This window comes from Streptomyces sp. NPDC002573 (assembly GCF_042889625.1).
Classification (GTDB): Bacteria; Actinomycetota; Actinomycetes; order Streptomycetales; family Streptomycetaceae; genus Streptomyces; species Streptomyces gibsoniae.
The window spans coordinates 1-11,887 of the sequence record NZ_JBIARC010000132.1; the positions used below are offsets into that span (position 1 = coordinate 1).

Sequence of the window (11,887 nt, forward strand, 5' to 3'; positions counted from 1 at the left end):
AGACCCGCACCCTCTACGACGAGGCAACAGCGTGGTCACACCACGCAACCCTCACCACCGCCGCTTGACACCCCTACGCCATGGGATGTCTCACCCGGCACCACGGACTGCCTGCCATCCGGCCGGAGTTGCTGGAGATGCTGTGGCCCGACAAGCTGCTTCCCCACCGACATAACTCGGGAACGCTTCGAACGGCCATCCTCCTTCGAGGGCGATCGCCCCCGTCACGAGGCGGGCCACCATCAAGGCGGCCAGCCTCTCGCCGGGAAGCGAGTGTGCTGGGCCGCGCCGCCTCATCAACGGCCTGGGCACATGCGCGACCTTGGCGGGAACCCTGGGTTCCGCTTACCTGTGCAAACACGGCATCGCGCACACCATCCCAGAGAAGACACACCAGCGACGGCATCGGCACAACCGCGGCCGCCGAGGCGGGCGACCACCGGCGTACGACCGGGAGACCTACCGCCGACGCAACGCGATCGAGCGCTGCTTGAACCGACTCAAAGGCTTCCGCGGGACGGCCGCCCTAAACCCCGCCACACCGTGCCTCGACGTACCGTCAGACATCAACCCAACCGACAGCCTGACGGCGCTCTTTGAGGCGATACTCACCCTCGCCAGAGGAACTCGTGCGCCATCGCGATCATGGCACGCGCCGCAGCACCGGGCGTGCGCTCCGACGGAGCGGCCAGGGAGAACTGCCATTCCAGGTCGGCGTCGTCGACGGTCAGCGTAGCAACGTCCTGCCCCTTGCCGAGCGCGACCCGTGGCAGCAGCGCCACGCCCAAGCCGTTTCGGACGTAGGCGACGCCGGTGGTGAGGTCGGTTATCTCGATGGCGACGCGATGGGGGACTGTGGCGGCGGCGAAGGCCCGGTCGGCAACGGTCCGGTTGCTGTAGCCCACGGGGAAGTCGACGAAGTCCAGGCCGGCCAGTTCAGTGATCGACACGGTGCGGCGTTGCGCAAGTGGATGGTCGGCCGGCACGACGAGGTCGAGCACCGAGGTGGCGAGGTCGGTCAGCGTGATGCCTGTCGGGCGCGGTCCGGGTCCCGAGACGAAGGCGAGGTCGAGCCGCCGTTCGAGGAGGGCTTCGATCAGGCCCTGGGAGCCGGAGGGGGCGGCGCTGGTCTGCAGGAACACACCGGGATGACGCCGGTGGAACTCACCGAGGAACACGGGAAGGTCGATGAGCCCGACCGTGGTTATCGCACCCAGCCGCAGTGTGCCGCGCAGTCCGCCGCGGACCTCGGCCACCGCGTCTGCGGCCTCCCGGGTGGCGTCGAGAGCGGCATGGGCGCGCGGAAGCAGGGCAGCACCGGCATCGGTGAGCAGCACGCGTTTGGGGGTGCGTTCCAGCAGCGGTGTGCCGAGTTCTCGCTCGAGGTTCTTGATTGTTGTGGAGACGGCGGACTGGACGACGTGCAGCCGTGAGGCGGCACGGGTGAAGCTCGCTTCCTCGGCGACGGCCACGAAGTACTCGAGCTGACGCAGTTCCACCCTCCGAGTATCCCTCAGCGAGCCCCCAAGGTATCTCTCAGCGAGATGGCGGCAGTCTCTGACTTTCGTTGGACAGCGCCTGTTGCGTCCGGCGATTCTGTTAGAAGTTCAACCGATACAGGAGGCTGAAAGATGACCTACAAGACGCCACCGACATATCTGGGTAGCGGCGACCCGGCGCGGCAGCGCAAGGACTACTACCCCCCTTGGCTGGACAATCTTGCCGACGATGTGACGCTGGAGGCCGGGGTCTTCAACGGGACCATCCACGGAGCCAAGGACGTTCTCGCGATACTGTCCTACGCACGCACTCTGTACGAATTCCAGGACTTCATCTACATCGGCAAGTACGGAGACAACGGCTTCGTCGAGGACTACGCAGCGACGGTGGACGGCAGGCCGATCGCCAACATCGCTGTCGTCTATAAGAACGAAGAGGGGAAGACACAGCATCTTGTGATGAACCACCGTCCGCTGCCGATGCTCCAGTACTTCTCCCGGAAGCTGGGCGAGCACTTCGCCGGGACAGCGTACGCCAAGTACTGCGCCGACCCGTCAGCGGATTCCGATCCGTCGGGTGCCGACCGCGACTGAACGGATTCCCGTTCATTTCTGCTGCCATATGGAGGAAACATGTCACGGAATCAGGCAATCGTGAATGCTTGCTGGAGAGCATATTCCGGATTCGAGGAGAACGATTCCTCCGACTTGGTGGCCCTGATGTCACCCGAGGTGATTTTCGACTTCCCCACCTCTCTGCCTTATGGTGGAACATTCCATGGACCTGAAGGGTTTCTCGCCTTCTACCGGGATATCTACGACCACTACTACGAGACCTTCAACTACGACGCACACACCGTGCTCGACGCCGGGTCGCATGTGGTGGTTCCCGTCAGAGCCAAGGCGAAGGCGAAGTCCGGCCGCACCATGGAAAATGAACACTGTCTGCTGTTCACCGTGAACGACGGGCTGATCACCGAGGCCCGGTTGTACGCGGACACCGCCAAGGGGCGTGACTCGATCGACGGCCTTCAGGTGTATCCGTCGGCGGCCTCGTGAGTTAGTCGGTAAAAGCCTAAAGAGGATCCGACGCCGATGACATTCTGCGCACGGGCCGGTTCCATTGAGAAGGACGGCTCCGAAGCCTGGGCGCCGACGAGGGTGTCGACACCAGCACCATTTCTGTTCAGAACGCCCGCCGAGTTCGTCGGGTACTGAGAGACGAAAGGTCGCTCATGCCTAAATCCATGCGCGCACTTGTAGCCGAAAAGGTCGGCGAGCCTACCGATGTCCTGCGACTGGAATCCCGGCCTGTTCCCACGCCAGAAGCCGGTCAGGCGCTGATCCGCGTGAAGGCGACTCCGATTCACGCCAGTGATCTGCACGTGCTGCGTGGCCGCTACGGTTTCTCCCCCGAATTTCCGACTGTTGGCGGTCACATGGAATGCGTGGGCCGTATTGCGGCCCTGGGCTCGGATACCGAGGGACTGAACATCGGCGATCGCGTGGTGGCCGTTGCAGTCCCGGCGGTACCCGGGCCCCATATGGCCGGCACCTGGCAGGAATACCTTGTTGCCGATACACAAAGGCTCCTACCGATCCCCGACCGTCTGAGCGACTCCAGCGCCTGTCAACTCGCCGTCAATCCGTTGACCGCACTGCTCCTCGTGACTCGCGAACTCGACGTACAGCCGGGTGAATGGTTGTTGCAGACGGCCGCGGGCTCCACCGTCGGTCGGCTCGTCATTCAGCTGTCCAGGCATCTGGGCATTCGCACGATCAATGTCGTGCGGCGGCGCGATGCCGTTGAGGAGATCAAAGCGCTTGGTGGCGACGAGGTCATTTGCACTGAGGACGAGGACTTGTTGCAACGTGTGGCTGAGATCGCAGGACCGGCCGGCGTGCGCAAGGCCATCGACTGTGTCGCGGGCCACGTGGGTGCCCAGGTGTCCCGGGCATTGGCTCCAGGAGGAGAAGTCGTGGTCTACGGCGCGCTCTCTACCCATCGGCAGACTGACCCGGCAGCGCTGACGATCCCGCTGCAGGCACGCTCGGTCATCTACGAGACCAAAGCAGTCCGTGGCTTCTGGCTGAACCGCTGGTTCGGCGCCGCCTCACCTGCGGATGCCTTGCGCGCGCTGTCCGAGGTTCGCAGTCTCGTCGCTGATGAAGTGCTGAGCATCCCCCAAGGCCAGCCGTTCCCGCTCGAACGCTTCACTGAAGCCATCGCGCTCGCCGAAACACCCGCACGTGGCGCCAAGCCACTCTTCGTCTTCGATGACGGCCGGGAAGAAGACGACAGGTAGGAAGCAGCACTGCCGGTGCCGGCGGCGCGGTCATCAGCCCGAACAGGCGACGACGGCCTCCGCGAAGCCGCCGCCGGACGTCACACAGGAGGTTCCGGAGTCATCCCGGACGGAATGCGCGAAGGTGACCGGGTCCTACGTGACTGCGGCATACCCGGATCACGAGCTCCTCGGCGTTCTGGGATCCCTGAGGGACCACGGCGTTCTCGAGAGATGGCAAATCTGTCCCGACTCCGGTGACGTGCACTGGACTCTCGCGCCGGGACGGTGGGCTCGAGCTCCGACCGTACGCTTCCCGAGGAGAGGGCTCACTCAATCCGGTACGGATCTTCCGGTTGACGGCCCATCAGCCGAGACAGCCTCCGAAACGGCGTCCGTTTGGCGAGCTCCCCTACAGACCCTCTCGACACGGCGCCGCCGCTTCTCCTGCCAGATCTCGGCGGCGGACCTCTTCAGCCGCAGGCTCGGGGTGCCGCGGTCGGCCAGGCATTGAGTGCGAGGGTGCCCCCGGCAGGTCGAACACCCGCTTCACGAGATTCCTCCCAGCCTGCGGAGCGTTCACCGGCCACGAGGAGGCGCCGGCAGATTTGCAGCGGCCTCCGCCTGTGCCCTGCGGTCTGCGCCTTCCCTGACAGTCGGCACTGCCTGGACACGCCTTGGGTGTCGGGCTGTCCTACCCGATGGTCCGTGGCTACATGTTCGACGGCGGCCGCAGATCCTGGCGGCGGCGAGGGCTTGATCGATTGTGTGGGGTCGTGGGCTGGGGTTGCAGGGTGTGTGGTACGGGCGCAGCTAGTGTGGCATCCATGAGTGAGCGTGGGCCCCGGGCTGATCTTCGGGAGTTTTTGCGGACCCGGCGGGCTCGTCTTACGCCGGAGCAGGCGGGGATTCATCCGATGCCGGGTGCGCGTCGGGTACCGGGGTTGCGGCGTGAGGAGGTGGCGCAACTGGCCGGAGTGAGCGTCGACTACTACGTGCGACTGGAGCGGGGGCGCAGCGGGAGTGTCTCCGAGTCGGTGTCGCGGGGTGTGGCCCTGGCTTTGCAGTTGGACGACGCGGAGCGGGACCACTTGTTCGCGCTGGCTGACCCGATCGGGAGACCGCCGCGTGCGGTGGCAGAACAGCAGGCGCGGCTCGGGCTTGTCCGGGTGTTTGGAGAACATCAGTGAGGTGCCGGCGTTGTTGTTGGGGCACCGTCTGGACGTCTTGGCCACCAATCGTCCGGCCCGTGCCTTGTATCTCGATTTCGATGCCCTGCCGGTCGAAGAGCGCAACGTGGCACGGTACATGTTCTTGCATGAGGCGGCCCGTGACCTGTATGTCGACTGGCACGAGACGGCCCGGGAGATCGTGGGCATGCTGCGCCTGTATGCCAGTCATCATCCGCATGACCCACAGCTGGCCCGGCTGGTGGAAGCGCCTTCGGCGGCGGATCGGGATTTCCGCCGGTGGTGGGCGGACCACGACGTGTTCTTGCCCAAACATGGGGTCAAGCGTTATCAGCATCAGCTGGTGGGGGAGCTGACGCTCGGCTTCGAGGCGTTCACGCCCATGGGGGAGGCGGATCAGACGCTTGGTCTGTATACCGTCGAGCCCGGGTCGGCGTCGCAGCAGGCCCTGCGTCGGCTCGTCGACTGACCTGGTGAGGGGCCGGGTGGTCCCCGGCCCCTACCGGGTGGGGCCGTGGTTCCCGGCCCGTGGGACCCGACATGTGATGACGCCTGGTCCTTTATGTGAAGGGGACGGCGTTGTCCAGGCTGAGTGGTTTGGGTTACGGAACGCTGTAGCCGCCGTCCACGGGCAGGGCGATGCCGGTGACGAAGCTGGATTTGTCGGAGGCGAGCCAGACCACCGCGTCCGCGATTTCCTCGGCGCGGGCGATCCGGCCCAGGGGGTCGGAGGCGTCGAGCGACGCCCGGTGCTCAGGGTCCAGATTCGCTATCAGCGGAGTGTCCACCAGGCCGGGACAGACGGCGTTGATGCGGATGCCCTGGTCTGCGACCTCAAGCAGCGGAACTCTTGGTCATGGCGATTTCAGCGGCCTTGGTGGCGGCGTAGCCAGAGAACCCAGGGACGCCGATCAACCCGGCACCGGAGGACATGTTCACGATCGTGCCGGAGCCCTGGGCCGTCATGTACCGCAACTCGTGCTTCATCGACAAGAACATGCCACGCACGTTGAGTGCGATCATGCGGTCGAGCAACTGGCTGGAGTAGTCCTTGGTGAGCTGGTACTCGCCGTCGTAGCCCGCGTTGTTCAAGGCGATGTCCATGCGGCCGGTGCCCACGGTCGCGTCCTGGGCGGCATGCTCGATCTGGGCCTCGTCGGTCCATGGCCAGTCGCTTGAGGCGGTCCGCGCGGCGGGCGCCCAGGACGACGGTGTGGCCGGCAGCAGCCAGGTGGCGAGCGGTGGCCTCGCCGATTCCGCTGGACGCGCCGGTGATGAGGACGATCTTGCTGTCGGGGGTGGGATTGCTCATGGTTCTTCCTCTGGATGGATCTTTCGGCCTGACGGCCGGAGCGGGGACACCTCCATGAGGCCAGAGGAGAAGAAGGCCAGGTAGAGGCCGCTTCACCCCGGGGCAAGCGCTACCGGGGGTCTGCCAGACCCCCGTACGCCGGCTACCGGCCCTGCCGACCCAGGCGGGGCCACGCGGGCGCTGTGCGGCGTGTGCGCGCGCGACCGCACCCGCGCAGGCGCGCGTGCTGGTCCCGGATCTGTGGCGGCTGGCCAGGAACGTGAGAACAGGCTGTTCCGGGCAGAGCCCGGAATTCCACGGCCCCGGCCGTCTGGCCGGGGCTGTGCGATGGGGCTGGTTCAGTTGGCGCGGTAGCGGGAGGCGAGTTCGGGGCTCTGTCCGCCGAAGGCAGCGAGGTCGGCCTGGAAGACAGCGTCGAGGAGGCCGGCGTCTTCGACGCCCGGGGCGCAGACCACTTCGCCGAGTTCGAGGCCGCGCAGGCCGGCGGTGACGACGTCCTCGGCGGACATGCGGGGCACGACGCTCATGTCGAGGCCCTGGCGCGTGTGGAATTCGGTGGCGACGACGCCCGGGCACAGCGCCTGGACCTGGACACCGGTGTCCTCCAGTTCGGCGCTGAGGGTCTGGGACATGGCGACGAGGTGGGCCAGGGAGCCTGCGTAGACGGCGCGACGGGGCATGACGGACTTGTCGGCGGGACCGCTGAAAGCGATCATCCCGGCAACATTGATGATCTTTCCTTCGCCGCGTTCCTGCATGCCGGCGACGGCGGCCCGGGTGAGCATGGTGGGGGCGACCACCTTGACGTGAACGAGTTCGCGGGCCTTGTCGGCGGGCAGGTCGGCCAGCGGCATGTAGTGGGCGACGCCGGCGTTGTTGACGAGCATGGTCAGCGACTCGTTCGCGCAGATCTCGGCGACGGTGTCGACGCCGATGTCGGTGGACAGGTCGGCGGCGACGGTGCGGACCTTGACACCGGCGTGCTCGGCGGCGAACTCCTCGAGGCAGTCCTTGTTGCGGCCGACGATGATCAGGTCGTAGCCGTCCGCGGCGAGACGTTCGGCGAATGCCTTGCCGATGCCGGAGGTGGCGCCGGTGACGAGGGCGAGCTTGCTCATGAGTGATGTTCCTTTCGGGTGCCGGCCGAAGTGGCCGGGGCGGGGCTCTGGTGGAGCCAGGTGTGCTCGGCGCGGTACCGCCCGGCGACGGCCACGGGCCGGTCGTCACCGAGGTGGTGATCGCCGACGGCGTAGCCGTTGCGGTTCAGGTACCAGGCCAGGAACCGGTAGGACGGCCGGTAGCGGGTCAGCTCGCCCGGGTGGACGGCGAGCCGGGTGCCCGGCAGAACCGGGACGAGGGTGTCCTTCTCGTAGATCGAGGTGATCCGGGCGATGCGCCAGATGCCGTCGGCGCCGCGCTCGGCTCGGTACTGCGAGCGACAGGCGGAGGCCAGGTCCGCCTCCACACCGTCGATGTCGATGCGCCACTCGATGATCAGCGGCAGCTCGGCCAGAGCCCGGTCACCGTCGATCCGGACGGCAGGCGGGCTGAGCCGGTGCACCGCGTAGTCGCCGCGCCCGGCCATGGCGCGGGTCTGGCGTACGAAGTCGGCGCCACTGCCGGTGAACCAGCTCATCTGGACGATCGAGTCGTCGGCGAAGCAGTCGGCCATCTCGTCGTACCAGCCGCGGTCCCGGCTCTGGCGTTCGCGCAGCACCAGCTGCGTCACGTCATCAGAGGACGTGGGGCTTCCTTGACAGAACAGAAGAGAAGAGGTGAGCGGGGGGCGCGGTTTCAGGCGTTGAGACGTTCAGGCGTTGAGGCGGTGCAGCAGCTGCGTAAGTCCGTGCGCGCCGGCCAGGCCGCCCTCGGTGACGGCGGTGGAGTCGACTCCAGCGTCGCGCACGGCCTGGGCGAAGAGCTCCATGTCCAGCGCTTCCACGCCGGAGACGTGTGCGACGTTGTCGGGCCGCACCATGGTGTTCAGCAGGGACAGTGCTGCGCTGGCGGCACTGCCCAGCTTGAGGACCTCCACCAGTCGGCCGAGGTCCAGCTGCAGCTCGACGGCCAGTTCGACGATCTCCGCGATCGCTGCCTGGTTCATCATCAGCAGCGCGTTGTTGAACAGCTTCGCCGTCTGCCCCGCGCCGGCCTCACCGAGGTGCACCACGTGCCGGGAGAAGGACTGGAACACGGGCGTGCAGCGCTCGGCCTCGGACTGCGGACCGCCGACCATCGTGGTCAGCCGGCACTCCTGTGCTGCCGGACGGCCGCCACTGACCGGCGCGTCCAACACCGCCACATCGCCCTTCGCGCACAGCTCGGTCAGCCGCACGGCGTTGCCGGGCAGGCCGGTGTCGTGGTTGACGACGACCGTACCGGGGCGCAGTCCATCGAGCAGCTGGCCAGCCAGCTCCAGGACGTCGTCATCGGTGCGGACGCACAGGCAGATGATGTTCTCGCAGGCGGCAGCCAGCTCACCGAGCGTGTCGTGCCGCTGGTGAGGGACCTTGCCGAGGCCGTCCAGGGAGGCGGGGCTGCAGGCCCAGACATGCAGGGGGAACCCTGCTTCTGCGATCGCGGTGGCCATGGGCAGGCCCTGGTCACCCAGCCGAACCCCACAACGGGCCGTTCCTGTGTTCGTGCTTCTGTCATGCCTCCACGATCGACAGGAAGCGCCTGTTTAGGCAGTAGACCCGTTTTCCTGGGAATGGCAGTACCAGGACAGGTAGACGCCTCTCTTGCCACAATCGAGGGCATGGCGACCACAGAACTCGGCGCGGCCCTGCGCCACTGGCGCGATCACGTCTCGCCCCAGGCCGTCGGCCTGTCCGCGGGAGGACGCAGGCGCGCCGCCGGGCTCCGCCGCGAGGAACTGTCCCAGCTGGCCGGCATCTCCGCCGACTACATCATCCGGCTGGAACAAGGTCGCGCCACCAAGCCCTCACCCCAGATCGTCGAAGCCCTGGCCCGCGCCCTACGACTCACACAGGACGAACGAGCACACCTGTTCCGCCTGGCCGGCCTTGCCCCACCGGGCCCCGGCACGGTCCCGAGGCACATCACCCCCGGTGTCCACCGCATGCTGGACCGTCTGACCGGCACGCCCGTCGCCGTCTTCGACGCCGCCTGGAACCAGCTGCTCGCCAACCCCCTCTACACGGCACTCATGGGGGAATGGCACGGCAACGACCTCAACGGGGCCTGGCGCAACTTCCTCAACCCCGACAGCCGCGTACGCCACACCCCCGAATCCAAAGGCGCACTGCAGGCAGCGATTGTGGCCGACCTGCGCCGCACCGCCGGCCGTTATCCCGACGATGCGAACCTGCAGTCCCTCATCGCCGAACTACGCCGCCGCAGCGCCCACTTCAACGACCTGTGGGAATCGGGCGCCGTCGGCGAGCACCAAGCCGGTCGCAAGACCATCGATCATCCCCATGTCGGCGCACTGACTCTGGACTGCGACGTCCTCAGCGTCGGCGGCAGCGACCTGCGCATCATGGTCTACACAGCCCAGCCCGACACCGAAGACGCCGACCGCCTGGCGCTCCTTTCCGTGATAGGGACGCAGCTGCTTACCGGATGACCGCCCCAGGCCGTAGCCCTCATCCCCATGAGGCGTACGGACGTACCCACGGCAGCGGTCGGTCGGCGGGCACGTTGGCCGATCGGACCCGTGAACCGAAGGGCCTGACCGTGACCGGTGCAGGTCCGGAACGATGACGACCTTGCCGGCGACGGTCCGGGACTCGGCAAGAGCCAGAGCCGCATCAGCCTCGGCCAGCGGGAACTGAGCGGCGATCTGCGGGGTGAGCACACCGTCGGCCAGTAGCCTAAGCACCTGAGTGAGGTCCTCGCGCAGCCGACTGCCGAAGGCCTCCAGGCGCCGCCTTCCGACCCAGAAGTTGTAGAAGTGTGCGCCCTTGCCATTGGGCAGGTAGTTCCATAACGCCAGCCGGGCGAACAGCTGCAACACCGGCAGCTGGGAGTTGCCGTCCTCGTTCTTCGTGGCCGCCGTACCGTAGGACACCAGCGTTCCGCCCCGGCGCAGCAGCCGCCACGACTCCTTCAGGCCGGACCCGCCGATGTGGTCGAACACCGCGTCGACGCCGTCCGGCGCGATCTCGCGGATGCGCTGATACATGTCCGGGTCGCGGTAGTCGACAGGGGTGGCACCCAGTTCGCGCACGGCCCCGTGATGACGGGCCGACGCCGTACCGATCACGGTGATGCCCGCGGACCGGGCCAGTTGCACGAGGGTGGAACCGACGCCACCGTTGGCGCCCAGAACCACGATCGTCGCGCCGGAGCGCACCTTGGCGGTCCGGTGCAGCAGCTGCCAGGCGGTGATCCCCTTGACCACCACGGTCTCCGCGGAGGCGGCGTTCACCTCGTCCGGCGCGGCCACCAGATCCGCGGCGTCGAGCAGCAGATGGATGGCCCAGCTTCCGACCTTGGTGACCGCGGCGAAACGGCGCCCTATCAGAGCGGCGTCCGCTTTCGAGCCCACGGCCGTCACCGTGCCGACCACGTCATATCCGGGGACGAAGGGGAAAGGTGGCTGGTCGTAGTACTTGCCGCGGCGCATCTACTGTTCGGCGAAGGACACGCCGGTCGCGTCCATCCGCAGAACGACCTTTCCCCCGTCCGGGGCGGGAAGTTCCCGGACGCGGACTTCGAGGCCGCTCGGCTCGACCCTCCCGGGCAGGAGGATCTCGGTGGCAGTGGTGGTGAAGGCTCTGACATTCACGGCGGGCTCCAGGTCCGAGCACTTACCAGTAAGGTTACATGCGTTAGCTTTGTTGGCGCAAACGTGAACGCCTGTAAGTTTTTCTGCGTAAGATGACGGCATGGGAGAAGACACGCCCACACCCGCCCCACCGAGAACCGCCCGTACTCGCAACCGCCGCGGAGAGGGAGGCCGCCTGCGCGACGACATCGTGGCCGCGGCGGTCGAACTACTCGAGGAGAGCGGCGACGAAGGCAGCGTCACCCTGCGATCCATCGCACGCCGTGCAGGGGTGGCCGCTCCCTCGATCTACCGCCACTTCCCCGACCAGCCGAGCATCATGGTGGCCGTCGTGCAGCAGGCTTTCGCAATGCTCGAGACTGAGTTGCGCAGTGCCCTGGACGCCACACGCGGCGACGCCAGAGGACGGCTGTTCGCCGTCTGTAGCGCCTACTTGGGCTTCGCGGACAAGCACCCTGGCCGCTATCGCACGATGTTCGGTGGAGTCTGGATGCCCGATCTGGGCAACAGCACGCTGACCGAAGGCGGCGTGTCCTCGTTGGGCAGTACGAGCATGGCGCTGCTCGTGGATGCTCTCGGCGACTGCGTCTCCGAGGGCTGCGCAACCAGTACCGACCTGACCGCCGACGCCGTCGCCCTCTGGCTCGGCCTGCACGGGCTCGCCCACCAGCGGGCGGCGACCGTCACCTTCCCCTGGCCGCCGGACATCGCGGAACGCCTCATCACCACGCTCGCTCACCTCAACGACGCATAAGAAGCTGTTGTCTTTTCGATCTTGAGAGATGCGCTTCGAACGGGAGTCTCGATCGGGTGGTCGCTGACCGCTGGGCGCATGCGAGTGGGGCCTC

Annotated in this window: 13 protein-coding genes and 2 pseudogenes; 7 read left to right on the forward strand and 8 right to left on the reverse strand. The window is 66.9% G+C overall.

All coding sequences use genetic code 11. The features are described 5' to 3' along the window. Positions 1 to 608: 608 nt before the first annotated feature. Positions 609 to 1,499, reverse strand: coding sequence for a LysR family transcriptional regulator (locus ACFYX0_RS44500; RefSeq protein ID WP_388980695.1), 891 nt, complete (start codon positions 1,497 to 1,499; stop codon positions 609 to 611). A 132-nt stretch (positions 1,500 to 1,631) separates the two neighbouring features. Between ACFYX0_RS44500 and ACFYX0_RS44505 the strand changes: the two genes are divergently transcribed. The 5 genes from ACFYX0_RS44505 to ACFYX0_RS44525 all read left to right on the forward strand — a co-directional run bounded on the left by ACFYX0_RS44505 (position 1,632) and on the right by ACFYX0_RS44525 (position 5,443). After that, on the forward strand, positions 1,632 to 2,093 hold the full coding sequence (locus tag ACFYX0_RS44505; protein ID WP_388980698.1) for a hypothetical protein: 462 nt from the start codon (positions 1,632 to 1,634) through the stop codon (positions 2,091 to 2,093). Between the two features lie 39 nt (positions 2,094 to 2,132). Continuing rightward, positions 2,133 to 2,558 (forward strand): nuclear transport factor 2 family protein, encoded by a 426-nt coding sequence (locus ACFYX0_RS44510; RefSeq protein ID WP_388980701.1) that lies wholly within the window; start codon positions 2,133 to 2,135, stop codon positions 2,556 to 2,558. A 188-nt stretch (positions 2,559 to 2,746) separates the two neighbouring features. Continuing rightward, positions 2,747 to 3,805, forward strand: a complete 1,059-nt coding sequence (locus ACFYX0_RS44515; protein WP_388980703.1) for a zinc-dependent alcohol dehydrogenase family protein — start codon at positions 2,747 to 2,749, stop codon at positions 3,803 to 3,805. Positions 3,806 to 4,611: 806 nt separating this feature from the next. Continuing rightward, positions 4,612 to 4,974 (forward strand): helix-turn-helix domain-containing protein, encoded by a 363-nt coding sequence (locus ACFYX0_RS44520; protein WP_388980705.1) that lies wholly within the window; start codon positions 4,612 to 4,614, stop codon positions 4,972 to 4,974. Next, a complete protein-coding gene (locus ACFYX0_RS44525) occupies positions 4,913 to 5,443 on the forward strand; it encodes a hypothetical protein (RefSeq protein ID WP_388980707.1) in 531 nt (176 codons plus the stop codon). The genes ACFYX0_RS44520 and ACFYX0_RS44525 overlap by 62 nt, the downstream gene beginning before the upstream one ends. A gap of 133 nt (positions 5,444 to 5,576) precedes the next feature. On the opposite strand, the gene ACFYX0_RS44530 is transcribed toward ACFYX0_RS44525, so the two are convergent. From ACFYX0_RS44530 to ACFYX0_RS44555, 6 genes and pseudogenes are all read right to left on the reverse strand, one after another. After that, positions 5,577 to 5,762, reverse strand: coding sequence for an SDR family oxidoreductase (locus ACFYX0_RS44530; RefSeq protein ID WP_388980708.1), 186 nt, complete (start codon positions 5,760 to 5,762; stop codon positions 5,577 to 5,579). Between the two features lie 46 nt (positions 5,763 to 5,808). Further along, a complete protein-coding gene (locus ACFYX0_RS44535) occupies positions 5,809 to 6,093 on the reverse strand; it encodes an SDR family NAD(P)-dependent oxidoreductase (protein WP_388980711.1) in 285 nt (94 codons plus the stop codon). A 103-nt stretch (positions 6,094 to 6,196) separates the two neighbouring features. Continuing rightward, a pseudogene (locus ACFYX0_RS44540) lies at positions 6,197 to 6,286 on the reverse strand (oxidoreductase); the annotation flags it as partial. 338 nt (positions 6,287 to 6,624) lie between these two features. After that, positions 6,625 to 7,404 carry an SDR family NAD(P)-dependent oxidoreductase gene (locus tag ACFYX0_RS44545; protein ID WP_388980714.1) on the reverse strand — a complete coding sequence of 260 codons (780 nt, stop codon included), beginning with the start codon at positions 7,402 to 7,404 and terminating at the stop codon, positions 6,625 to 6,627. Then, positions 7,401 to 8,015 (reverse strand): nuclear transport factor 2 family protein, encoded by a 615-nt coding sequence (locus tag ACFYX0_RS44550; protein WP_388980717.1) that lies wholly within the window; start codon positions 8,013 to 8,015, stop codon positions 7,401 to 7,403. The genes ACFYX0_RS44545 and ACFYX0_RS44550 overlap by 4 nt, the downstream gene beginning before the upstream one ends. An 81-nt stretch (positions 8,016 to 8,096) precedes the next feature. Further along, positions 8,097 to 8,897, reverse strand: coding sequence for an NAD(P)-dependent oxidoreductase (locus tag ACFYX0_RS44555; RefSeq protein WP_388980726.1), 801 nt, complete (start codon positions 8,895 to 8,897; stop codon positions 8,097 to 8,099). A 147-nt stretch (positions 8,898 to 9,044) separates the two neighbouring features. Here ACFYX0_RS44555 and ACFYX0_RS44560 point away from each other — a divergent pair, with 147 nt between their 5' ends. Further along, entirely contained in the window at positions 9,045 to 9,875 is an 831-nt protein-coding gene (locus ACFYX0_RS44560; protein ID WP_388980719.1) for a helix-turn-helix transcriptional regulator, read from the forward strand. A gap of 126 nt (positions 9,876 to 10,001) precedes the next feature. Here the strand turns inward: ACFYX0_RS44560 and ACFYX0_RS44565 are convergent. Then, positions 10,002 to 11,039 (reverse strand): annotated as a pseudogene (locus tag ACFYX0_RS44565) (medium chain dehydrogenase/reductase family protein); the annotation flags it as partial. Between the two features lie 100 nt (positions 11,040 to 11,139). Between ACFYX0_RS44565 and ACFYX0_RS44570 the strand changes: the two are divergent. Continuing rightward, a complete protein-coding gene (locus ACFYX0_RS44570) occupies positions 11,140 to 11,793 on the forward strand; it encodes a TetR/AcrR family transcriptional regulator (protein WP_388980722.1) in 654 nt (217 codons plus the stop codon). The last annotated feature ends 94 nt before the right edge of the window (positions 11,794 to 11,887 follow it).